This is a genomic window from Variovorax sp. 350MFTsu5.1 (genome assembly GCF_048302515.1).
Classification (GTDB): Bacteria; Pseudomonadota; Gammaproteobacteria; order Burkholderiales; family Burkholderiaceae_C; genus Variovorax; species Variovorax guangxiensis.
Map to the genome: position 1 here is coordinate 190088 of NZ_CP157621.1, position 23249 is coordinate 213336.

The window sequence follows — 23249 nt, forward strand, 5'->3', positions numbered from 1 at the left end:
TCCGCGCCCCGCGCAGCCGTGCTGCGCGGGGCCCGGCCGCGTTCCTGTTTTCTCACTACTTGCGAATTCCCATGTGGAGCTACCACAACCCCGTCGTCATCCGTTCGGGCACCGACGCGCTGCGGCACCTGCCCGCGCTGCTCGGCGCGCGCCGCGCCATCCTCATCGCCTTCCCCGAAGCACAGCAGGTGGGCCTGCTGCCGCGCGTGCGTGCGCTGCTAGGCGAGTGCCTGGTAGCGCTCGAGACCGACGTGCGCCCCAACCCCGATGTGGACTGGCTGGCGCCGATGTACGAGCGCCTGTGGGCGCCAAGCGCGCAGGCCGAGTGCGTGGTCGCGCTGGGCGGCGGCAGCACCATCGACTGCGCCAAGGCCATGCTGGTGCGCACCCGCAGCGGCCACTTCCACGAGCTCGTGCGCGCCATGGAAGGTGACCCGCAGGGGCTGGCCGTCGACGGCCATCGCCGCCTGATCGCGCTGCCCACCACCGCCGGCACCGGCAGCGAGGTGACGCCGTGGGCCACGGTGTGGGACCAGGCGGGCGCGCGCAAGCTCTCGCTGCACCTGGACTGCACCTGGCCGGAGGCGGCCATCGTCGACGCCTCGCTGATGGGCAGCCTGCCGCCCGCAGCCACGCTGGCCAGCGGGCTGGACGCGCTGTCGCATGCCTTCGAGGCGCTGTGGAACGTGCATCGCAACCCGATCTCGGCCAGCTTGGCCGTCGATGCCGCGCGTGCCATCGTCCGCACCCTGCCGGCGCTGATGCGCGAGCCCGGGCAAGTCAGCCTGCGCGAGGCCATGGCCACCGCGGCGCTGCAGGCTGGCCTGGCCTTCTCCAACACGCGCACCGCGCTGGCCCATTCGCTGTCCTACGACATCACGCTGGCGACCGGCACCGCGCACGGCATCGCCTGCTCGTTCAGCCTGCCGCGCGTGATGGCGCTGGCGCTGGGGCGCGACGCGGCGGTGGACGCGCAACTGATGGCCGTCTTCGACGCACCCAGCCCGGCCGCCGCCGTTGCCGCGCTGACGGACTTCCTGCATGCGCTGGGCGTGAGCACACGCCCGTCAGACTACGGCATCGCGGAAGCCGATTGGTCGGCGCGGGTCGACCAGGCGCTGCAAGGGCCGCGCGGGCGCAATTTCATCGCCGCCGGCTGAGCCGGTCCTTGGTTCTTTCTTCCTCTACCTTGGACTGGTTTTGTGCCGCCCCCTTCGCCGCACATACCAATGCGCGCGTCTTCAGTCAGTTTCCGCAAGCCGAATGCTTCTGTCCTTCGGAGCCATTGGGCAATCCCAGAAAGTCCAGAATGTGCGGCGTCGCGCCATCTACCTGCAACTTCGCGGTCGCACTCAGATTGCCTTGACAGTAGCTGGCCTTCAGCGGGTTGAGATAGTTGTTGTTCAGGATGAGCAAGGTGCTTCGCTCCGCCGCCGTCTGCCCGCCATGGCCGCTGCCTGTGCCGCCGTGGTCCGAAGTCACCACGATCAGCCATTCCTCGTTGGCGTAGTTCGCCCGTGCAGTGAGTGCGGCAAGCACCTGCGCGATTTGCTGGTCCTCCCCGGCGATCTTGCCCTGGTAGTAGGCATTGAACGGGTCATAGCTCGGCGCGTGGATGTCAACGTTGTGGAGGTAGTAAAAGATGGCTGTAGGCGGGTTCTTCCAGCCCAGCCATCCCTTGACCACATCGGTGGCCTCCTGGGAGTTCTTCGCCGCATTGGCGACCACGAAGTCCGCTTTCGCGGGGCGCAGGTTGTGGGTGATGTTGAACCAGTCGCCCACGACCGCCGTCGTCGCCGTCGGCCAGGTCTGCTTGATCTGATCGAACACGTGGGTCTTGAGCACCTTCAGGTTCGTGTCGTTCGAGGTCACGCCGTGCTTGTCGGCCCAAAAGCCGGTGAACACCGAGGACCAGCCGGGTCCGCTCACCGTCGCCTGCTTGGTGCCGCCCGCCAGCAAATTGCCATGGAAAGCACCCCCTGCGATCAGTGCCGACATCGCGGGCGTCTGCACGCAGCCCTGGCACTGGATCGCGTCGCCGCGCAGGCCGTCGATGCCGATCAGCATGACGTGTTTGTTGCCCGGCACCGGGTTGGGAATACCCTCGCCGGCAATCAGCGAGTAGTGGTCGTAGGGGTTGCCGGGATAGTCGTTCTTCAGTCCACCCACATCACTGGCGCGCTTGTCACTGAGGTCGCAGCGCTGCTGGGACTTGTAGTAGTCGAAGGATTTGCACCATCCGGAGCGGCTCGCGTCGGTGCACGCGTTGGCGCAATCGCCGGGCGTCACGGCTTGCAGGCTCTCGGTGTTGTGACCGCTGATCGCTGCGTCGGGCGTGCGCATGAAAGGCTTCAGCGGGTCGGGCTTGAGGCTGTAGTGGTCATAGGGATTGTTGGGGTAGTCCGTCTTCAGGCCGCCTATGTCGACCGCGCGCTTGTCGCTGAGGTCGCAACTCATGTTGACCTTGTCGAAATCGAAGGACACGCACCATGCGGCGCGTGGCGCGCCGAGACAGGCCGTGGCGCACGTTTCAGGTGTAACCTGAGTGAGATTTTCGACGTTGTAACCCGAGATCGCAGCATTTGGCGACTGCTCGAATGCATCGAGCGTCGCGGCACTCGCAGGGGCGGTGAGCGCAATCAACAGACACGTCAGTCCGGCGCGAACCAATGCTTTCATGTGATGTTTCCTGATGGTGTGGTGAAGGATGTCGTCGTTTCAATGGCAGCCTGCTCGGCGCGATCCATGTGCTCGAAGTCGTGTTCAAGTGGTTGGGGACTGCGACGCTGCGCGCTGGCGGAACACTCACGTTGTGGCACTGCAGGGTTGCCCGCATGTGTCGCGTGAGACGACCCGTGCTTGCGTAGTTCAAGAGCATCGATGCCAACACGTGAGCGCAGATTGCGAACGCGTCGCCGTGGTCACTCGCCCGAAAGCTGCCGGTGGTATCTGCGGATCCACTTGGCGGCGACTTCGAAGGCCAGGTCTTGATGCAGACGTTCCCCGGCCATGCCAAGTTCGCGTTCATTCCTTGAATCCGAGACCGTGTTTTCGCTGCCGCTTGGAGCGAGGATCGGGACCGCGGCCACGCAGGCCACCGCTGCCGACTTGGTCGCTGATGAAGTCATTGCAGATCCTCGGTGGTTGGTTGCTTGGAGAGTCCATGTGGCGTCGAGATTGCGCGAGCATCTTGTGGACCTCGAACGCGCAAGCGTCATGCGCCAGTGTCGTGCCGCCGCGCGGCAGGGCACGCAGAAGCGCCACTGTGCAGTTGCCGTCAACGACGGATGAACACCGCAATGAAGGCGCTGATGAGGCAACTTGCCGCGACGATGGGGAACACCACCGACGTGTTGCCCGAATGGTCCAGCATCCGGCCGATCAACGGTTCGCCCAGGCCGGCCAGCAGATATGAGAAGAAGTTCATGACGCCGGTTGCCGTGCCGGCGCGCTGGGCGCCCACCAGGTCGGGGCACAGTGCCCAGAACGACGATGCTGGTCCATAGACGAAGAAGCCCGCCAGGAAGAGCAGCCCCAGCCCGAGGATGCTGGTGGGTACGAGATACATGCCCATCGAGGCAACGGCACCCAGCAGCATGTAGAGCACGATGGCCTTGTAACGCGTGGAGCCGAACACCTTGTCGGAAATCCAGCCGTTGGTGAGCGCACCGAAGGCCATGCCCACCGGCAGCGCCACCGAGATCCAGGCGGGATCCATCATCCCGTCGGCGGCCTTGGCCCAGTCCTTGCCGAGGAAGTGCACCGGCACCCAGACGATGAGGCCATACCGTGCGGCGTTCTGGAAGCCGATGGCCAATGCGGCGATCATCAGCCTGGGGTTGCTGAGCACGGCCTTGTAGCGTGACCATGAATTTTCCGCGGGCCCGCTGTTGGTCAGCCCGCCCGGGGGCTTTTGAGGGGTGTTGTCGGCTGCGCCGGTGTCGGGTGACTTGAAACCCAGATCTTCCGGACGCTCACGGGCAATCAGGTAGAAGGCGATGCCGCCGACCAGCATCAGCAGCACCGGCAGTCGGAAGATCCATCGCCATTCGAGGTGCAGCACGTTGATGACGATGATCGAGGTCACGAAAGACAGCACCGAAGCGCAACCGGCGGCAAACACGTAGAAACCGTAGACCTTGCCGCGCTCGCTCGCGCCCCACCAGTTCGACAGCAGCCGGCTGCCCGGCGCCCAGCCCAGGGCCTGGAAATAGCCGTTGATGCCCCAGGGAACGGCCAGGCTCTTGAAGCCCACCGCGAAGCTGACGATCCAGTTGGCCGCGCACGAGAGGATGGCGCCTGCCGTCATCACGCGACGTCCGCCGAATTTGTCGCCCAGGTTGCCGTTGATGGCCTGGCCGATGGCATAGCACCACAGCAACGAGGTCGAGGCCCAGCCCAGCACCTCTTTCGAAAGCCCGAACTCCTTCTGGATGCCCGGGATCGCGAAGCCGAAGGTCTGCCGTCCTGTGTAGAAGAAGAAGTAGCAGAACATGGCCGCGAGCAGCATTCGCCACTGCGCCTTGCGAAACGAGTTATCGAGCGGCGATACGTAGGTGCCTGCCGTCAAGGTCTGGTTGGCTATCTGCATTTTTGTCTCCGTTGATTTACCGACTGATTCCCCGGTGCCGGTTCTTTGCCGACATGTCTGGTTGGGAAAGCTTGGATGGCTAGGCGGCCATCGGCGCGCCGATGAAGTTCTTTCCGCGCGCGCCCTCCATGGCGCGCGCAATCATGGCTGCCGCCTCGGCGTCTGCAACGCCGTAGTCGGAGAATTCGGTCTTGACGCCCAGGCCGTTGAGGAAGTCTCGCAAGCGCTGCTTTGCGGCCGAGAGGTCGGGCCCGAACACGCGCTGCAGCGTAAGGTCGCGGTCTGCCGACTTGGCCCAGGCCTTCTCGAGCACGATCGGCAGCGTGAAAGAGCAAGCGATGCCGTGTGGCAAGCCGTGGCGCAGCGTCATCTCGTACGAGATGGAATGTGCGAGCGCCGTCTTTGTGTTGGAGAAGGCCATGCCGGCCTTGAGCGCGGCCAGCGCCATGTGCTCGCGCAGGTCGAGATTGCCCAGGTCCCTCAGCAGCGCTGGCAGGCAGGTGAAGATGTCCTGTATCGCCGAAACGGCAAAAGTGTCGGAAACCGGATTGGCATTCACGTTCCAGATCGACTCCAGTGCGTGCGAAAGCGCATCGAGCCCCGTCGACACCGTAGTTCCCGCCGGGACCGTGGTCATGAGCTCGGGATCGACGATGGCAGCCTCAGGCCAGGTCATGTCCAGGTGCAGCGAGTACTTCTTCTGGTTGCCGGCGTCCCAGATCGTTGCCCAGGGAGTCACTTCGCTGCCGGTGCCGGCGGTGGTGGGCACGGCGATCAGCGGTTTGACGCTTGTCGGAGTGAAGGGCTGGCCCGTGGCAAGCAGGCCCACGAGCTCATGGAATTTCCCGCCCGCCGTGCCGACCATCAGCGCCTTCGCCGTGTCGATGGCGCTGCCTCCTCCCACTGCGACGATCGCGTCGCACGAGGCGCCTTCGCTCCAGAATTTGTTGTACAGGGCCTCGAGTTGCTCGACGTCGGGGTTGGGACGCACGTCTTCGACAACGCCGACCAGGCTGTCTTTCAGCAGTCCCTCAAGTCGCGCGATGAGACCGAGGCCGCGGGCCTCTGGAAAAGTGACGAGCACGACCCGACGGCCGTGGAGAATTGCTGGCAGCCGCTCGAGGCTGCCTCGGCCACTATGGATCGAAACGGGGTTGTGATAAGTGTGGGGCATCGAAATGGTCTCCGTGTGGGATGTATTCATCAGCGCCGCGCGACTTCGCGTATTGGCATTGGGCGCAGTGTCTGGGCGAGGCGGTGCGTCGTCCAATCGCATTTGCGGTGCGCGCCTGGTCCAAAACCGATGGATCGCCGAGCGCGCCTCGAAGTGAAGACCCTGACGACGCGACGTGATGGGCGTTGCATAGGGAAAACACGGGTAAGCGCGCATGCACTGCGCGATCGCGTGTGAGAGTCTCGCTGGCATCCCTCGCATTTGTTCCGCGGACAGCCTTGACATGTTTCACCAGTACTACAAATCGATCCGTTGCTTCCACGCCGTCGCCAAGACGGGAGGGTTCACTGCAGCGGCGCAGTACTTGCACATCGGGCAGCCCACCGTCACTGATCAGGTCAAGGCGCTCGAGACGCGCTTCAATGTCGAGCTCTTCCTGCGTGGTGGGCGAGGCGTGAAACTCACTGCCGCAGGTGAGCGGCTCTATGCGATCACGCAGGGACTGTTCGGTCAGGAGGAAGAGGCGCTCCAGTTTCTCCAGAGCGTGCATAAGCTCAAGGCGGGGCTGGTCCGCGTCGGCGCGGTGTCGCCGCCTATCGCGCTGGAGCTTGCGCGCACCTTTCGACAGGCGTATCCATCGATCGAACTTACGGTTTCTATTGGCTCGGAGAAGTCGACGCTGCAGGGCTTGCAAGACTTCGACATCGATGTGGGCATCGTTGCTGAACCTCCGGGCGTCGAGGGGCTGCACATCGTGCACTACCGCAGCGAGCGCATCGTCGCAGTCGTGCCGCAGGCCCATCCATGGGCGAAGCGAACCAGCATCGCCACCGGCGACATCCAGGGTGAGGCGCTGATCTTGCGTGAACCCGGCTCGAAGACAAGACACCGGGTGGAGCGTGCATGCGAGCAGGCCAATGTGCCGCTCGACTGCATCATGGAGATCAACAGCCGCGAAGCCATCCTGCATGCGGTTGCCAATGGCATGGGCGTGAGTTTCGTCACCCAAGTGGAGTTCATTCCCTTGCCCGGCTTGGCTGCAGTGGTGGTTGATGACGAGCAACTGTCGATCAATTACTCGCTGTGTTGCCTCGAGGTGCGCAGTCAGAGACCGCTGATCAAGGCCCTCTTCGACGTCGCTCTTCGCTGACAAGTCCTACCGCATCGCATGCTGGAAGCACCCGGGGTGTCGCTCGTCGGGAAGCCGCGACGCTCAGGAGATCTACCAAGGCTATGCGAGTGCCATATCGGACATCGTGATGCTGTCGCTGGGCACCGGCGTCAATCCGGCGGGGGTGCCGACCGGCGCCGTGTCCAACCCTCTGGACTGGGCGTCACGCATTGGCTGTGGCCGTTCAGCAATGGTGTGGTCCCGGCCACGGCACTGCTCAACCTCACGATAGATGCATGACCTGCTGCGTCTCGACCGAAATCAGAAGCGGCCGGAACGCGCAAATCTCCTACTTCCTCGGCGTCCGGCGGCGCGCAGTCTTGGCGCATCTTCCTATCGAGGCAAAGAGATCATGGCAACCAGTAGCATCCTCGGCGGCGAGCACGCGCCCGTCACACCGAAGGGCACCGATGCGGAGAGCCTCGGGCCGAGTGACTCCAGCGACAGCGGCAGCGACGCATCGGGCGACAACCGCGCGGCGGCCGAAGGCGGGGTCGAAACCCCCACCAATGCCGACATACTCCCGGACCGCGTAGGTGTCCTCCCGGATGCCGCGGCCGAGGCGGAGAGCTCGGTGGACGACCCGGAGGCACTCAGCGCGCAGGACCTGGCCGACGAAGTCGCAGCCGATGGAGAAGGCGAAGAGGAAGAGGGCGGGGAGGGCCGAGAGGGCGAAGGCGAAGGTCGCCAGCAGCGCTGATGCCTTCCACCCGCGCCCCTGCCGCCACCAGAGCCACCAGACAGTGGCCATCGTCCAACCCGCTGAACCGCACCTTGCGCCGCGTGTTCGGGCACACCCGGCTGCGCGCCGGCCAGGCCGAAGTCATCGAGCGGGTCATGCAAGGGCGGTCCACCCTCGCCGTGATGCCCACGGGCGCGGGAAAGTCGCTGTGCTACCAGTTGCCGGCGCTGCTGCTCGAGGGACGCACGGTGGTGATCTCCCCGCTGATCGCGCTAATGAAGGACCAGTGCGACAGGCTCAGAGCCTTGGGGATCCAGGCGATCCAGGTCAACAGCGCCCTTTCCGCGGACGAGCTCGCTGCGGCCGAAACGGCACTGAGCGATGGCAGCGCGCGCATCGTGCTGACCACACCCGAGCGGCTCGCCGATCACGCCTTCCTGGAGCAGCTCGCGGCCCATCCTGTGGCCCTGGTGGCGGTGGACGAGGCGCACTGCATCTCGCAATGGGGCCATGACTTTCGGCCGGCCTTCCTCGACATCGGCCCTGCCATCCGGGCGCTGGGCACTCCCACCGTGCTGGCGCTCACCGCAACGGCCGGGTCGGAGGTCGCCGCCGACGTGATGAAACACCTCGCGATCCCGCGCGGGGGATTGGTCGAGACGGGCGCCTATCGCGCCAACCTGCACTTCGCGGTGGAGCAGATGCAGCAGGAGGAGGATCGCCAGCGGCGCGTCGTGGAACTGGTGCAGCAGGAAGCCGGCAGCGGCATCGTCTATGCCGCCACGGTGAAGGCCGCCGAGCAGGCCTTCGAGCTTCTGCGCGCGCGGAACGAGTCGGTCGCGATCTATCACGGCAAATTGGGAACGCGCGAGCGCGGAGAAGCACAAGAGCGTTTCATGAGCGGCGCGGCGCGGGTGATGGTGGCGACCAACGCGTTCGGCATGGGCATCGACAAGCCCGACATTCGCTTCATCGTTCACTGCCAGATGCCGTCGAGTCTTCACGCCTACTACCAGGAAGCGGGGCGTGCCGGCCGCGATGGGCAGCGCGCACGCTGTGTGCTGCTCTTCCAGCCTAAGGACCGGGTGATCCAGCAGTTCTTTCTGGCTGGAAAGTATCCCCAGCTCGAGGACCTCGATGCGGTCTATCGCCAGTTGCTCGCCACGCCGCCTGTGGACGAAGGCTGGACCTCATCCAGCCTCCTCGATGCACTGGATCGCCCTCGCAGCAAAATGCAGGCCGCTGTGGCCTTGCTGCGGCAGGCAAAGTTGCTGCGCATCGGCCGGCGAGGAGAGATGGCACTTCGACAGAAGGCCGCCTCGCGCGTCGATCTGAGCACGATGCTCGACGCCTACAAGGAGCGCCGGCTGCAGGACCGGCAGACGCTCGAGCGCATGCTGTCGTACGCGCAGACGGGGCAGTGCCGCTGGCAACTGCTGCTGGCCGAACTGGACCCCTCCGCCGAGGCGAAGCGCTGCGGCACATGCGACAACTGCCATCGTATTGCAGCCCATGAGGCCACGCTGGCGCAGCCGATCCTCGTGGGCACGCCGTCGACAACGGCGGCTGCGGCCGCTGCTGCGAGCCCTCAGGCGAAGGCGCGCGCACGCAAACCGGTGCTTTTCGCCGAAAGCGATCCGGTCCAGGTCAGGCGTTTTGGTGCGGGCGTCGTCGTCGCCTCGACGGAGGGATCCGTCACGGTGGCTTTCGAGGATGGCACCCAGCGCTGCATCCATCCGGACTACGTCACCCGTCGTCGCATGCCGCGAAAGTCGGCGAGCTCCGATTCCGAGATCGAGACTGGTGGCCTCTTGGCCAGCCGTGCGTCGGCGCGCGCCCTGGCCAAAAGTAAGCATGCCGGCTTGAGTGCCTCTGCAAGATGGAGTCAGCCCGGCTGAGCGGCTCGACCTGAGCGATAGGTCGCCTCGGATCGTGGGCTCGAAAGCATGGCAACACTGAGCTCAGGTGGGGCCTCGGGACGCTGTCTCCTGGGACGGCGTGAGCCTTGCCCGCCGCCACAGAACCCTGGCCAGCAGAACAACGAGGAAAACCCGCGGCAAAAAGAAGACCCGCCGAAGCGGGCCAAGCGGGCAGCCGTGGAGCGAGGAGGGAGGGGAGAGATTGATTGCTCGTGGACGAATTGCAGAACGTTTGTATTCGTTTGATTGTGGTGAACCGGCAGGGCGCGATGCAGTTGCAGGTGGAGGGCATGCGCCGAACAGCCGATCAATCCAACCCTTGAAGGCGCAAGGCTCAACCCCTATGTTCCCGCCACAAACAAACTGTTGAGGAGTTGCAATGCCGATGGACTTCCTTCGACGCATCGAGGAGGCTTCTTTGCCGTTGGCCATCCACGACCAGGCCGACATCGAGTGCGCAGCCGTGTTGGTTGCGGCCAAGCTGATCGAGGCAAACCTTCCTGAGCCCGGGGGCATCGCCGATCGCCCCGGCGTGATCTTGCACATCACCGCGCTGGGGCGCGCGGAGCTCAATCGATTACGCGAGGGCCGGTGACGAAGGGGGCCCACGCCAAGCCACGTCGAATGCGCATGACATCACCCGCCGCAGGCGGGCGCATACATCAACTCGTCGCAGGAGAGCGATGAATCGATGGGTCACATTCCTTTGGATGCTGTGGGAGCGTCAATAGTCCCAGATGATCGGTACCCAGCGAAACGCCTCGCCATCAACCGCGACGTGGCCCAGCGAGGGGAACGGCAGGTGGGCGGCGACCAGTAGCCCGCCGGTTTGCGCCAGTTCCTGGAAAAGGCGCATACGGACGCGAGCAGCCTCCTCGGGGTCGTGCTCGAAACCGTTTTGCCAGTCGGGGTGATCGAATCCGACCGGAAACACGGCGTCGCCGGCGAAAGTCAGCCGTTCACCGCCTGACACCAGGTCGACCACGCTGTGCCCAGGAGTGTGGCCGCCGGTGTGGCGAACGATGACACCCGGCGCAACTTCACGCGTGTCCTCGAAGGTCTGCAGCTTGTCGCGGTATTCCTCGTAGAAGCTCTTGGCAGTCGACCGCAGCACCTCGGGCACCGGGTTCGGCATGACGGTGCGAGTGAAGTCGGGCGAGGTCCAGAACTTGACCTCGGCCGCGGAGACATGAATGCGCACGTCCGGGCGCAGGCGCTCCTTGACGCCCGGAACCAGCAGCCCGCCCACGTGGTCCATGTGCATGTGAGTCAGGATCACATCGGTGACGGACTCGAGCGCGATGCCGGCGGCTTCGAGTCGCTGGGGGAACTGACCGGCACGCGGGAAGCCCGAGAACTGACCGCCCAGACCAGCGTCGATGAGGATGGTCTGGTCGCCGCTGCGGGCCACCATCACGTTCAGCGGCCAGTCGTACTTGTCGGGTGGCATGAACATGTCGCTGAGCCAATTCGCAAGATCGGCGGGGGCTGCATTGGTGGCCATCGTCGAAGTAGGCAGCGGCAGCACGCCGTCGCTGACCACCAGCGCATCGATCTCGCCGACTTTCAAGGCATAGCGGGACGGCACAAGCTCTTCCAACTTCTTGGTACCCGATTGCTGGGTTTCATCTAGGGAAAACATGGCGGAATCTCCAAAAGAGGTAGCTCGATCACTCGAGCCGAGCCAGCCCGGGGCTGGCAGGACGTGCCGTTCAACAGTGGGGTTGTCGGGCGCGGATCACGACACGAGGCCGCATGTCGCCAAGAGTAGGCAGGACAGGACCGAGGCGGTAGGCATGCACAAGGGCACACGGTGGTGACTGAAACGCACCAAACATGTCATCCTCAGGTTGCGGATTCTTGCGCCGAACGCGTAGCCAGTCCCAGCGCGTTCGCAACGCCCGCGCCGTAGGCCGCATCCGCTCTGGCGCAGTTGTCGACGTGCCTGCGCTTGATGAACTCCGGTGCATCACCCATGGCCCTTGCGGTGTTCTCGAACAGCACCAATTGCTGCGAAGGCGTCATCAGACGGAACAGGTCACCGGGCTGCTTGAAGTAGTCGGCGTCGTCTTCGCGAAAGTTCCAGAAGTCGGCATCGCCGCGCAGCCTGAGGGGAGGCTCGCGATAGCCGGGCTGTTCCTGCCACTGGCCGAAGCTGTTGGGCTCGTAGTGGGGCAGGCCGGCGTAGTTGCCGTCGACGCGTATCGCGCCGTCCCGATGATTGCTGTGCACGGGGCATCGCGCGGCGTTCACCGGGATCTGGTGGTGGTTCACGCCCAGCCGGTAGCGCTGCGCGTCGGAATAGGCAAACAGGCGCGCCTGCAGCATCTTGTCAGGGGACACCCCGATGCCCGGGACGAGGTTGTTGGGCGCGAAGGCGCTTTGCTCCACGTCGGCGAAGAAGTTCTCCGGATTGCGATTGAGCTCCATGATGCCCACCTCCACCAGGGGGTAATCCTTCTTCGGCCAGACCTTGGTGAGATCGAAGGGGTGGTACGGCACGCTTTCGGCATCGGCCTCGGGCATGATCTGGATGTACAGCGTCCATCGGGGGAAGTCCCCGCGTGCGATCGCATCGAAAAGATCGCGCTGGTGGCTCTCGCGGTCCGCACCCACGAGGCTCGCGGCCTCGGCATCGGTGAGGTTCCTGATGCCCTGCTGCGTCTTGAAGTGGAACTTGACCCAGAAACGCTCGTCGCGCGCGTTGACGAAGCTGTAGGTGTGCGAGCCGAAGCCGTGCATGTGGCGGTAGCTCGCCGGAATGCCGCGGTCGCTCATCACGATGGTGACCTGATGAAGTGCTTCGGGCAGCAGCGTCCAGAAGTCCCAGTTGTTGGTGGCGCTGCGCATGTTCGTGCGCGGGTCGCGCTTCACGGCCTTGTTGAGGTCGGGAAACTTGCGCGGATCGCGCAGAAAGAACACGGGCGTGTTGTTGCCCACCAGGTCCCAGTTGCCTTCCTCGGTATAGAACTTGAGCGCGAAGCCGCGGATGTCGCGTTCGGCATCGGCCGCGCCGCGTTCGCCGGCCACGGTGGTGAAGCGCGCGAACATCTCTGTTTTCTTGCCGACGGCGCCGAAGAGCCTGGCGCGGGTGTACCGGGTGATGTCGTGCGTGACGGTGAAGGTGCCGAATGCGCCCGAGCCCTTGGCATGCATGCGACGCTCGGGAATGACCTCGCGGTTCAGGATGGCGAGCTTCTCGATGAGCCAGACATCCTGCATGAGCAGCGGGCCGCGCGGTCCGGCCGACAGGCTGTTCTGGTTGTCGGCCACGGGCGCGCCGAAGGCGGTGGTCAGAGGAGTCTTGTTCGACTGCTCGGGTGGGGTGTTCATGGAAAGACTCTTGTCGTTGGTGTTCACTGTCTTTCCACTCTAAGAATCTTCCGCGCGTGCCTGCATCTGCCGTTGGGTAGAGGTCGCGGCACACGATGGGAGGGTGCGTCTAAACCTCTGATGAGCTAGGCGGAGGGCACTCGCCCTGCATCTCCAGGACGGTTCGTCCAGTGAATGTTTTCGTCTACCATGAAGGCAGCAGATGAGCCGCTCGAATCCCTCCGTCGCACCGCGAACCACCCATGCAAGAACGCGCCGCTGAGTCGCCCGAACGGACTGATCTGGCGGAGGTTCGCTGGCGTTTCGGCCCCTTCATCCTCAAGGAAATGCAGCGCCGGCTCGAGCGCTCGGGTGAATCGGTGCGGCTCGGCCCCCGCGCTTTCGACCTGCTGCTTCAGCTCATCAAGCGGCCCGGCGAATTCATTGGCAAGGATGAGCTGCTCTCGGCGGTCTGGGCGGGCGTGGTGGTCGAGGAGTCCAGCGTGCGCGTTCACATGTCGATGCTTCGAAAGTCGCTGGGGCGGCCGGGCGAAGGAGACGGTTGCGAGGAGTGGATCTCCAACGTGCCCCAGCGGGGCTATCGATTCAACGCCAGGGTGCATCGCGAGTCGCTCGATGCCGTTGAAGCGCCGCCGCCTTTCCCGGCTCCTTCTTCTTTTGCCAAACCGCCGGCCCGGTTGACCGAACTGGTCGGTCGTGAAGCCGATGTGCAGAGCATCCTCTCAGCGCTCGAGGCCAACCGATTGGTCACCATCGTCGGCACGGGAGGCATCGGAAAAACCAGCGTCGCGATCCATGCTGCGGAGCGTTATCAGCTGCAGCGCGCTGCGCCGACGGCGTTTGCCGATCTTTCGTCATTGATTTCGCAGGACCACGTGCCAGGCACTCTGGCGCGATCGGTGGGGGCCGCCGCCGACATGCCCGACACCTTGCAGGCCATCGTCCAGTGCCTCGCCGGACAGAAGGTGCTCTTGCTGATCGACAACTGCGAGCACGTCATCGACGTGCTTGCGCCACTGATCAACGAGCTGCTGATCGCCTTGCCAGAACTGCGCATCCTGGCGACCAGCCGCGAGTCGATCCGCGTGACGGCCGAGTACGTCGTGCGACTGCCGCCGCTGGCGGTTCCTGATGCGGAAACCGTGCCTCTCGCCAAGGCCTTGAAGTGGTCGTCGGTCCGGCTGCTGGTCGAGCGCGCCAAGGCCGCGGGCGCAGGCATGTTCAATGAAGCGCATGCCCCTCTGCTGGCCCGGATCTCGCGGCAGGTCGATGGCATCCCGCTGGCCATCGAACTGGTGGCTGCCCGCCTTGGAGTGCAGTCGGTCGGCGATCTGGCGCGCACGCTGGACGATCACATGCGGCTGTATGCCATCGCCAATCGGGCCGTCTCGGCGCGCCACCGCACGCTGGCCGCCGCGCTCGACTGGAGCATCGCGCTGCTTGACGAGACGGAACTGCGGTTCTTCCGCCGGCTGTCGGTGTTCCGGGGGCGCTTCGACGTGGCCGCGGCACTCGGCGTCAACGCCGACATGGATGGCGATGTCGCGTTCGACGCGCTGATCTCGCTGACCAACAAGTCGCTGATCTTCTTCGACACCAGCGACAGCGTCTCGCCCTATCGCCTGCTGGACACCACGCGCAGCTACGCGAGCGCACTGCTCGAGGGCAGCGACGAGCACGCGGCCATGCTTCGGCGTCATGCGTCGTACATGCTCGACGTGATGAAGACCGCCACGGCGGAACTGGCGCAACTGGCCGAGCAGGCCTGGGGCGAGCGCTACGCGTACAGCCTCGACGACGTTCGCTTCGCGTTGGAGGTCTGCCTGGTGCGGCAGCCCGACGCCGGGTTGGGCGCGGCGCTGGTCATCGCGTCGATGCCCCTGTGGTTCCACCTCTCGCAGGTGGCCGAATACCGCGACAGGGTCGCTGCGGCGCTCACGCTGGTGGAGCAGCAACCCGAGCCCGATCTGGAGAGTGCTACCTGGTTGAGAACCGCCTTGATCACGGCACTGCTGAACACCCGGGGCTCGAACGACGACCTGAATGCCGTCTGTGATCAGGCGCTGGCGGGTGCGCTGGCGCTCAAGATGCCGGTGCTGGAGCTGCGCGCACGCTGGGGCCGCTGCACGCACGACATGTTTCGCGGGGAGTACGCCGCGGCTCTGCGGCACTCGCAGCCTGTTCTCGCGCTTGCCCAGTCGGGGGAGGACCCGGCGGCGCTCATCCTTTCCCACCGCGTGAGCGCGATGGCCAATCATTTCTGCGGCAAGTTCGATGTGTCCCGACAGCACAGCGAGGCGTCGATCGCCATCTCCGCCGGCGCCGGGCGCACGCATGCCAACATGCTCGGACCGGATGCGAGCGTGGCGGCAATGGCGGTGCTGTGCCGCACATTGTGGGTGCAAGGCGATACAGCCAACGCGCTCGAGGTTGCCCAAGCCGCCGTTTCCAGGGCCGAGTCGCTGGCCAATTCCCTCTCGGTGTGCTCCGCGCTGTACGGCGCCTGTCCTGTCGCGCTTTGGTCTGGCGAGACGGAGCTGGCTCGCCGCTGGGTCGCATTGATGATGGAGGAGGCGCAGCGCCGCGGGTTGCTGGGCTGGCTCCGGTACGCCGAATGGTTCCAGCAGGGACTGCAACTCGCGACGACCGGCGATCGGCATCCGCTCGTGCAGGAAGTGTCTGCAAGGTTCGCCACCTATGACGCACCGCGCAGGGAAATGCTCGTGACGTTCTGCCCCGATTGGTTCGACGACCAGTTGATCGAGCGGCTCGCGCAAGGCGAGGGCCTGTGGTGCGCCGCGGAGGTCTGGCGCGCCGCGGGCTGGCGCAGCGAGCGCCGTGGCATGACGGACGAAGCCGAGGGCTTCTACCTGCGCGCCATCGAGACGGCCAGGCAGCAGGGCGCGAAGGGCTGGGAATTGCGCGCCGCGCGCAGCCTGGCCAGCATGCGGGCCGGCCTGAACCCCGAGCAGCAGGCAGAGCGAGGGCGCGACGGTACGGACGGTCGCCCTATGCCCATGCCCGAAAGCCCGAGTCGGCCAGGCGACGCGCCAGATAGGCCGCAGCCTGGTCGTGGTCGTAGAAGCGGCCGTTCCGGGTGAACCCGGACTGCACCGACGTCTTCAACGACAGCGCCTTGCCGGTGACCGACCGCGCGACGACCACCTCGTCGGGCAGGCCGTCGATCGTGTGGACTGGCGCGAGCCGGCCGTCGGCAAAGCGCGCGGCGTAGACACGACCCGTTTCCGTGTTGCGGAAGGCCGGCCGGAATCCGAACGAACGATGTTCGGAGACGACACCGCCGCCGTCCTGGCGGGCTTCCTGCTCGAGGATCGATGGATGCATGTGCTCACCCCGTGATCGATGTTGCGGAATGTCGTGACACGTGGGAGTCGATGCTAGGCAGGCGATGCATGGTGCGGAAGGCTGCTCTGCCGCATCGCGGTGTTTCCAGCCAGGCAACTGTGAGGGCGCGAACACCCTGGTGAGCGCGAACCTGCCCGCGTGCCATTGATGCTGGCTGCGCAACCCGCTGGTTCCCGAAACCGGCCTACCGGTCGACGCTCCGGCTCCATAGCATGAGCGCCCAGCAGTACCGCAGGTCAGAGCCGAAAGTTGGCGATGGCTGCCTGCATTGCGCGCACTCGGCCGCGTCCTCCTTCAAGAAAGAATCTCATGCCCATCGATGACCGAGAGCCGCCCGCGCGGCGTCTTTTCCTGCGCCGGCTCGGCGGCGCGTCCGGCGCGGCGCTTGCGGCGCCCATGCTGCTTGGCGGCGCCGGCACTCCACCTGCTCCGGCGCAAGACGCCGCAGCCCGCGACGCTGAAAAGTCCCGCGAGTCAGGCTACCTGTCGCTAGGGCCCCGGGAGGCAGCCTGTGTCGAGGCCCTGGTCAACATGATGTGTCCAGCCGACTCGCTCACGCCGAACGGCGTCGATTGCGGCCTACACATCTACATCGACCGACAGTTGGCCGGTGCCTGGGGGCGCGGCGACCGGCTCTACCGGCAAGGCCCGTGGCGACCCGGCAAGCCGCAGCACGGCTCGCAGTCGCCATTGACGCCGGAGGAGCAGTTCAAGGCCGGCGTCGCCGCATTGAACCGGGAGATCCGTCGGCGCATGGGCAAGGCCATCGAACAACTCACCCCCACCGAGCTCGACGGGCTGCTCCAGGACGTCGCGGCCGGCCGGTGGGACGACGAACGTTTCGCGCTCGGCGAGTGGTTCGACAACTGCTTCTATCCGCTGTTCGTGCAGGCCTGTTTCGCGGACCCGCTCTACGGCGGCAACCGCGACAAGGTTTTCTGGCGCGCAGTCGGCTACCCGGGGCTGCCGGCCTTGCACGCACGCAATGTCGTGGAGTATCGCGGCCGGCCCTATCCAGGCGCAGCGGCGCCGCAGTCGATCGAGGACTTCAGCTGAAGGCGGATGCCATGACACTCAAGAAGCTACCCAGGCGCACCGTCGTTTTCGTCGGCGGCGGCCTCACCGCGGGCCTTGCCGCGCGGCAACTGATGAACACCGGCATCGACGTGCTCGTGCTCGAACGCGGCGGCGATCTCGCCGGCAGTGCCGCCGCGACCTTGCCCAACCAGCGCGACGAGTTGCGCTGGGGCGTACGCAATGGCCTGGTGCAGAACTGGGCCACTGAGACTTACACGCTGCGCCACGCAGCCAGCGAGCAGGCCCTGCCTATCCGCCGCATGGAGGCCTTCCTCCCCGGGGACGGCATGGGCGGCGCGGCCAACCACTGGAACGGGCAGACCTGGCGCTGGGCGGAATACGACCCCGCGCTGCGCACCCACCTCGAGAGCCGTTATGGCAAGGCGGCCATACCCCGCGAGATGACGGTCCAGGACTGGGGTGTCAGCTACGCGGAGATGGAGCCCTATCACGACCTCTTCGAGCGCCTCTTCGGCATCGCGGGGCAGGCGGGCAACATCGGCGGACAGCTCGTCGATGGCGGCAATCCTTTCGAGGCACCGCGCCAGCGGGGCTTTCCGCAGCCGCCGCTGGAGATCCTGGAGTCGGGCAGGATCTTCCAGGCCGCCGCGCAGAGTCTGGGCTACAAGCCTTTTCCGCTGCCCGCGGCCAACTCGCCGCGTGCCTACACCAATCCGGATGGAGTGAACCTGGCGCCGTGCCAGTACTGCGGCCATTGCGAGCGCTTCTTCTGCGAGGCCAACGCCAAGGCCAGCCCTGCGGTATTGCTCTATCCAATGCTGCAGAAGCACCGAGACTTCGAGATTCGGCTGCACGCACAGGTGACCGGCATCGACTACGACCGCACCGCCAGGCGCGTGACCGGCGTGCGGTTCATCGACCTCGAGACGGCGCAGGAGTATGAACAGCCGGCCGACGTCGTCGTGCTCTCCGGCTTCACGATGACGAACACCAGGCTGCTCCTCGCGAGCGGCATCGGCAAGCCCTACGACCCGAAGACCGGCAAGGGCGCGGTGGGCAAGAACTTCTGCTACCAGGTGATGTCTTCCGTGCCCGTTTTCTTCAAGGACCGCTGGATCAACCCCTTCATGGCCACGGGCGCTTCGCAGATGGTGGTGGATGAGTTCAATGGCGACAACTTCGACCACACCGGCCTGGGCTTCTTCGGTGGCGGCTACATCTACGCGAACGTGACCAATGGCCGCCCGATCAATTCGCGTCTTCTGCCGGCCGGAACGCCGCGCTGGGGCACCGCCTGGAAGCAGGCCAACGCGGACTGGTACGCGCACGCCTTCAACGTGGCCGTGCACGGAAGCAACTACCCGCACCGCGAGAACTACCTCGACCTCGATCCGGTCTACCGCGACGCCTACGGCCAGCCCTTGCTGCGAATGACCTTCAATTTCCACGACAACGACCACCGGATGAGCGAGTACGTGACAGGCAAGGCTGCGGGCATCGCGCGCGCCATGGGCGCCACCATCGTCGGCGCGCCCCAACCACGGCGCGGCGACTTCGACGCGAGGCAGTACCAGACCACGCACACCACCGGTGGGACCATCATGGGCGTCGATCCCGCAACGAGCGTGGTGTCTCCCCGGCTGCAGCACTGGGATGCGCAGAACCTCTTCGTGGTCGGCGCTTCGGTCTACGCGCACAACGCCGGCTACAACCCCACAGGGCCGCTCGCGGCGCTGGCGCTGCGCCTGGGCGACGACCTCGTGCGCTATGCCCGCCAGCCGCGGATGTTGTGAGCGGCGGCCGCGTGGCTCAGGCCCCGATATGCCTGGCCCGGCCTACCGAGAGACCCAGCGCGCACATCGCGATGCAAAGCACCGTACAGACCACGAGCGGCGTGGTCCAGCTCCCCGAGGACTCGTGAAGAAAACCGATGAATGTCGGACCGACAGCCGCGAGCAGGTAGCCGATACATTGCGACATGCCCGAGAGCGAAGCCGCGATCTTCTGGTTGGTTGCACGCAGCCCTACGAAGGCGAGGCTCAGGATCAGTGCGGCGCCCATTCCCATGCCGAACGCGAAGACCCAGAGAGGTGCCAGCGCAGGCATCGCGAGCAGGCCGACAAGGCCGATGGCGCTCAACGCCGGGGATGCGAAGGAGATCCAGCGCTGGTCGGGCATGCGCTGCAGCAGCGGCATCAGCAGCAGCGCGGGAATGGCGCCGGCCAGCTGCATCCATCCGTGCAGCGCGCCTGCACGTGCACTCGAATCTCCGACCTCCTGAAGGATCGACGGCAGCCACGCGATGGCGGCGAAATGGATGAAGCAGGTCAGCCCGAGGTAGGCGGCGACCTGCCAAGCCAGCGGAGCTTTCCATACCGACGCACCCGGTGCCTCCGTCGCGAGGCCGGGCGCCGAGGTCGTGCGAAGACGCAGTTGTGGAAGCCACAAGATGGCGGCGGCCAGCGGAAGCACAGCGACGCTGCCCAGCGAGGCCTGCCATCCGGCACCGAGCGCCTGGTCCAGCGGGACGGCGACGGCGGACGCCAGGCCGGCGGCGGTGATCATCGCCAGCGCATAGCAGGCCGTGAGCCTGGCCACGTGCGTGGGAAAGTCGCGCTTCAGCAGGCTGGGCAGCAGCACGTTGGCGACGGCGATGGCGCTGCCGATGACGCAGGTGCCAGCGTACAGCGCGGGCGTGGTACCCGCCGACCGCACGGCAATGCCGGCGATCAGCAGGACAACAGCCGCGAACAGCACGCGCTCCAGGCCGAAGCGATGCGCAACGCCGGCCGCGAAGGGCGAGACCACGGCGAACGCGAACAGCGGCAGCGTGGTCAGCAGGCCGGCCGCGGAGGCGCTGAGCGCGAAGCTCGCGCGGACAGGTTCGAGCAGCGGGCCCAGCGCGGTGATCGGTGCGCGCAGGCTCGCGGCGGTGCACAGGATGCCGATGAGCAGCAGCGCAGAATGTTGCGAGGAGTGCACCTGTGATGTCGAGGAATGCATGGTGTTGGAAGTGATGCTGTGTTGCTTTTGAATCTAGCGACGGCGCCCTTCTCGAGATGACGGCCGACCGACAGAAAATTCGCGAATCCGGTCAAAATGAAAAACGTGAGTCCCCACCGAACAGGCCCCTGGAACTTCGAGTTCGACAAGATGGATGCCGACGTGGCGGCTTGGCGGATCCGTACCCATGGACGCGCCGAAGCGCTCGCGACTCACACGCATGCGCAGGGGCAGTTGGTGATGGTGCTGCGTGGCGCCATGACCTGCGAGGTACCTGGCGCGATGTGGATGGCGCCCGTCCACGGCGGGCTCTGGATTCCAGGCAACGTGCCACATGGAAACCGCGTGACGACCGATGCGGATGTGTGCTTTCTGTTCGTGGCGAGTGACGCCGCAGACATGCCGCGGGACTGCTGCGCAGTGGGCATCTCGCCCCTGCTGCGAGAACTCATCCTCCATCTGGCCACGCGGCCCGGGGGCGATGTGCCTGACGGCGAGATCGGGCGCCTGCATGCCGTGGTGCTCGACCAGCTCGTGCGCATGCCCGCGGAGCCGATGCACTTGCCGGTGTCCGACGAGCCGCGCCTGCGCAGGCTCGTCACGGGGTTGATGGCCGACCCCGCCGACCGCGCCACCGCCACGCAGTGGGCATCGCGCCTTGCGATGAGCGAGCGCACCTTCGCACGGCTGGTCCGGCACGAGACGGGCATGTCCTTCGGCCGATGGCGCCAGCGGCTGCAGCTGATCGTGGCGTTGCAGTGGCTGTCTTCGGGGCAGTCGGTGCAGCAGGTGGCCGTCGACCTGGGCTACGACTCTGTGGGTGCGTTCATCGCGATGTTCAAGAAGGCGATGGGCAAGCCGCCGGCGCGCTACCTCGCCGAACAGCGCCTTGCGCACGGCCGGTGAGCTTGCCCCACTGCTTACCTCACCGGAATGAAGAAGTCGACGCCCTTGTCCTTGATCAGTGTCACAGTGAATCGGGCCGGCTGCGTGCTGCTCGCGTTGCGCCCGACGGTGTGGATGTCGTTCGGCCCCTCGTAGAAGGTCTGGCCCTTGGTGAGAGTGACTTCCTTGCCGCCCTTGACGCCCATGACGATCGATCCCTCTAGCACGTACACGAACGCGTGCGCATCGTGCTTGTGGACGGGATCGACCGCGCCCGGGGGGTACTCGACGCTGATCATCAGCACTTCCTTGCCGGGAATGTTGGGCAGGTCGTGTGTCAGCAGCGGCGTCACGATGGCCGCAGGCGCGGCCATTGCGTGCTGTGCGAGCAAGACGCTGCACGCCAGCAGGATTCGGCTTCCGGTTTTCCTGATCAAAGACATTGGTTCTTCCTTTCGATGGCCCGTCATGTCGGGCCGGGTTGCAAACGATCGACGCGAAGCGTCGATCTTCCTGAAGGCTCACTTTGCCCGGTGAGCGCCGGGAGGCCATGCCCTCGACGGGGCAGGCCGGTCTATCCCTTTGAGGTAGTGCGACGCGCTAGAAGCGCCGCGCGTAGCGGACTTGGATGAAGTTCTCTCCAGGGTTCGGATGCTTGATGCCGGCGTTCGAGAAGTGCTCCAGCCGCAACGAGATTTCGTGCTGGCCGCGCTCGCCGAAGCTGCGGCCCACTGCCAGGTGCGTTCCGAAGTTGAAGCTGGTCGAGAAACTTTTCTGCCTCGTTCGATAGACGGATGAGGTCGCCGTCAAGCCGACACCCGCCTCGACGAACCACGGGGAGGCACCGTCGTCTGGCCGGTAGCGCAGCGCGGGCACCAGCGCGAACTGCGACAGCTGCGAGAGCCCGGCTCGGTCCCGCGATTGGACGTTCCAGTACGAGTACGAGGCTTCGAGATAGCTGCTCACTTCTCCGGTGCCGAGTTGCCACCGATAAGGCATGTCCCAGGTAAGCCCTGCCGTCAGGGCGCGGGTGCTGTGCGCAGAGCCGAATTGCGTGAAGAAAGAAGAGGGTTGGAGCAATGAGGTTTCGGCGCTAGCCGCCAGTGGGAGGCATGCACCGAGGCCGAGCAGGGCCGCTGCCGCGGCATGGCGCTTGAGACGGAGCTGAGACCCCCGGAGGGCCACACGGAGAGTTGGATCGAACATTTGTATTTGTGCTACGGCGGTATCGAACGGCACGCATCACCGTGTCGTCGAAGGCATCAGAGGTTCAGAGAGTCAGGGCAGGCGCACGGCGTGCCTGTGCGTACCGGTCGATGAGGGCTCGGGAGCCACGGTGAACGCCAGCGCGGCGTCGGCCGCTGCGGTTGCTGGCGCGTCGGCGGGCGTCTCGAAGCGCCCGTTCAGGCGATTGCCGGCCGAATCCTCAAGGGTGCCGCGCGCGACGAGCCTGTACTCGCCCACGCGCCAAGGCGTGTGCGGGGTGAATGTCCAGGTACTCTCGCCGTCTTTCAACAGCGCGTGGCCGTTCACGCGTCGGCCGCGCCAGTCAGCGACCGCGAGGTAATCGGTGTCCCGGCCGTCGATGGGGTCGTCCAAGATCACGACGAGCGGCTGCCTCGACGCGGCGCGAACCGGCGACAGGCGCCACGCCGAAGCCACGGGACCGTTCGTGTCCGCGGGGCCGACGCGCCAGTGCTGGATGGGGCGGCCATCGAGCGTCAATGTCACTTCGTCGCCGTCAACCAGGATCGGTCCCAGGGCCTCGCGCGCGTTCAGCCCGGTCTTGACGCGCCCTGGATGCAGCAGCACCGTCAGAATCCGGCCGCTGGGGGACCAGAGTTCCTGCTCGAGAAAGGGTTGCGCAAGGGGCTTCCCATCAGGACGCAGCAGCGCGATCCTCGGGAGCACCGGGCCTTCGATCCGTGTGGAAAACTCGATGGAAAGACGCAGCAGATTGGCCGGCACCTGGCTCGCGGACGGCTGCACGCGCACCACCTGCGCGGCCGCCGGAGATGGTGCGGCTGCAGCTGGTGGCGCGAGGGAAGCGGCGTGCGAGACGTGCAGTGCCGCGGCGAGCGCCATGG

General features: G+C 65.6%; 20 protein-coding genes. 9 read left to right on the forward strand and 11 right to left on the reverse strand.

Translation table 11 applies throughout. From position 1 onward, the window contains the following. The first annotated feature begins 71 nt into the window (after positions 1–71). Entirely contained in the window at positions 72–1160 is a 1089-nt protein-coding gene (psrA, locus tag ABL843_RS32300; RefSeq protein WP_418120802.1) for an iron-containing alcohol dehydrogenase PsrA, read from the forward strand. 85 nt (positions 1161–1245) lie between these two features. On the opposite strand, the gene ABL843_RS32305 is transcribed toward psrA (ABL843_RS32300), so the two are convergent. The 4 genes from ABL843_RS32305 to psrA (ABL843_RS32320) form a co-directional block, all read right to left on the reverse strand. Next, entirely contained in the window at positions 1246–2679 is a 1434-nt protein-coding gene (locus ABL843_RS32305) for a PAN domain-containing protein (RefSeq protein WP_418120803.1), read from the reverse strand. A 242-nt stretch (positions 2680–2921) separates the two neighbouring features. Continuing rightward, positions 2922–3128: a hypothetical protein gene (locus ABL843_RS32310; RefSeq protein WP_369662570.1), complete on the reverse strand. Its 207-nt coding sequence runs from the start codon at positions 3126–3128 to the stop codon at positions 2922–2924. Between the two features lie 149 nt (positions 3129–3277). Further along, positions 3278–4591 (reverse strand): MFS transporter, encoded by a 1314-nt coding sequence (locus ABL843_RS32315; RefSeq protein ID WP_418120804.1) that lies wholly within the window; start codon positions 4589–4591, stop codon positions 3278–3280. 79 nt (positions 4592–4670) lie between these two features. Further along, positions 4671–5765 (reverse strand): iron-containing alcohol dehydrogenase PsrA, encoded by a 1095-nt coding sequence (gene psrA / locus ABL843_RS32320; protein ID WP_369662572.1) that lies wholly within the window; start codon positions 5763–5765, stop codon positions 4671–4673. Between the two features lie 283 nt (positions 5766–6048). Here psrA (ABL843_RS32320) and ABL843_RS32325 point away from each other — a divergent pair, with 283 nt between their 5' ends. The 4 genes from ABL843_RS32325 to ABL843_RS32340 all read left to right on the forward strand — a co-directional run bounded on the left by ABL843_RS32325 (position 6049) and on the right by ABL843_RS32340 (position 10132). Then, the gene (locus ABL843_RS32325; protein WP_369662573.1) at positions 6049–6915 is read left to right on the forward strand and encodes a LysR substrate-binding domain-containing protein; all 867 of its coding nucleotides are present in this window, start codon (positions 6049–6051) and stop codon (positions 6913–6915) included. A gap of 253 nt (positions 6916–7168) precedes the next feature. Continuing rightward, the gene (locus ABL843_RS32330) at positions 7169–7636 is read left to right on the forward strand and encodes a hypothetical protein (protein WP_418120805.1); all 468 of its coding nucleotides are present in this window, start codon (positions 7169–7171) and stop codon (positions 7634–7636) included. Then, positions 7636–9516: a RecQ family ATP-dependent DNA helicase gene (locus tag ABL843_RS32335; protein ID WP_418120806.1), complete on the forward strand. Its 1881-nt coding sequence runs from the start codon at positions 7636–7638 to the stop codon at positions 9514–9516. The genes ABL843_RS32330 and ABL843_RS32335 overlap by 1 nt, the downstream gene beginning before the upstream one ends. A 400-nt stretch (positions 9517–9916) precedes the next feature. Then, positions 9917–10132 (forward strand): hypothetical protein, encoded by a 216-nt coding sequence (locus ABL843_RS32340; RefSeq protein ID WP_418120807.1) that lies wholly within the window; start codon positions 9917–9919, stop codon positions 10130–10132. Between the two features lie 129 nt (positions 10133–10261). Here the strand turns inward: ABL843_RS32340 and ABL843_RS32345 are convergent, their stop codons facing one another. Next, the gene (locus tag ABL843_RS32345; protein ID WP_418120808.1) at positions 10262–11179 is read right to left on the reverse strand and encodes an MBL fold metallo-hydrolase; all 918 of its coding nucleotides are present in this window, start codon (positions 11177–11179) and stop codon (positions 10262–10264) included. Between the two features lie 203 nt (positions 11180–11382). Beyond that, entirely contained in the window at positions 11383–12870 is a 1488-nt protein-coding gene (locus tag ABL843_RS32350) for a catalase (RefSeq protein ID WP_418120809.1), read from the reverse strand. Between the two features lie 242 nt (positions 12871–13112). Between ABL843_RS32350 and ABL843_RS32355 the strand changes: the two genes are divergently transcribed. Then, positions 13113–15971, forward strand: coding sequence for an ATP-binding protein (locus ABL843_RS32355; protein WP_418120810.1), 2859 nt, complete (start codon positions 13113–13115; stop codon positions 15969–15971). Here ABL843_RS32355 and ABL843_RS32360 read toward each other — a convergent pair. Next, positions 15880–16215 carry a hypothetical protein gene (locus ABL843_RS32360; RefSeq protein ID WP_369658997.1) on the reverse strand — a complete coding sequence of 112 codons (336 nt, stop codon included), beginning with the start codon at positions 16213–16215 and terminating at the stop codon, positions 15880–15882. The two genes, ABL843_RS32355 and ABL843_RS32360, sit on opposite strands and share 92 nt — an antisense overlap. A gap of 330 nt (positions 16216–16545) precedes the next feature. Here ABL843_RS32360 and ABL843_RS32365 point away from each other — a divergent pair, with 330 nt between their 5' ends. Beyond that, positions 16546–17292, forward strand: coding sequence for a gluconate 2-dehydrogenase subunit 3 family protein (locus ABL843_RS32365; protein WP_418120811.1), 747 nt, complete (start codon positions 16546–16548; stop codon positions 17290–17292). An 11-nt stretch (positions 17293–17303) separates the two neighbouring features. Then, the gene (locus ABL843_RS32370) at positions 17304–19067 is read left to right on the forward strand and encodes a GMC family oxidoreductase (protein WP_418120812.1); all 1764 of its coding nucleotides are present in this window, start codon (positions 17304–17306) and stop codon (positions 19065–19067) included. 16 nt (positions 19068–19083) lie between these two features. On the opposite strand, the gene ABL843_RS32375 is transcribed toward ABL843_RS32370, so the two are convergent. Continuing rightward, on the reverse strand, positions 19084–20277 hold the full coding sequence (locus ABL843_RS32375) for an MFS transporter (protein WP_418120813.1): 1194 nt from the start codon (positions 20275–20277) through the stop codon (positions 19084–19086). A 96-nt stretch (positions 20278–20373) separates the two neighbouring features. On the opposite strand from ABL843_RS32375, the gene ABL843_RS32380 reads away from it, so the two are divergent. After that, on the forward strand, positions 20374–21183 hold the full coding sequence (locus ABL843_RS32380; RefSeq protein ID WP_418120814.1) for an AraC family transcriptional regulator: 810 nt from the start codon (positions 20374–20376) through the stop codon (positions 21181–21183). A gap of 14 nt (positions 21184–21197) precedes the next feature. Here ABL843_RS32380 and ABL843_RS32385 read toward each other — a convergent pair whose 3' ends face one another. The 3 genes from ABL843_RS32385 to ABL843_RS32395 all read right to left on the reverse strand — a co-directional run bounded on the left by ABL843_RS32385 (position 21198) and on the right by ABL843_RS32395 (position 23247). Continuing rightward, positions 21198–21605, reverse strand: a complete 408-nt coding sequence (locus tag ABL843_RS32385) for a cupin domain-containing protein (protein ID WP_418120815.1) — start codon at positions 21603–21605, stop codon at positions 21198–21200. A 157-nt stretch (positions 21606–21762) separates the two neighbouring features. After that, positions 21763–22128, reverse strand: coding sequence for an acyloxyacyl hydrolase (locus ABL843_RS32390; RefSeq protein ID WP_418120816.1), 366 nt, complete (start codon positions 22126–22128; stop codon positions 21763–21765). Positions 22129–22440: 312 nt separating this feature from the next. Continuing rightward, the gene (locus ABL843_RS32395; protein ID WP_418120817.1) at positions 22441–23247 is read right to left on the reverse strand and encodes a hypothetical protein; all 807 of its coding nucleotides are present in this window, start codon (positions 23245–23247) and stop codon (positions 22441–22443) included. Positions 23248–23249: the final 2 nt, after the last annotated feature.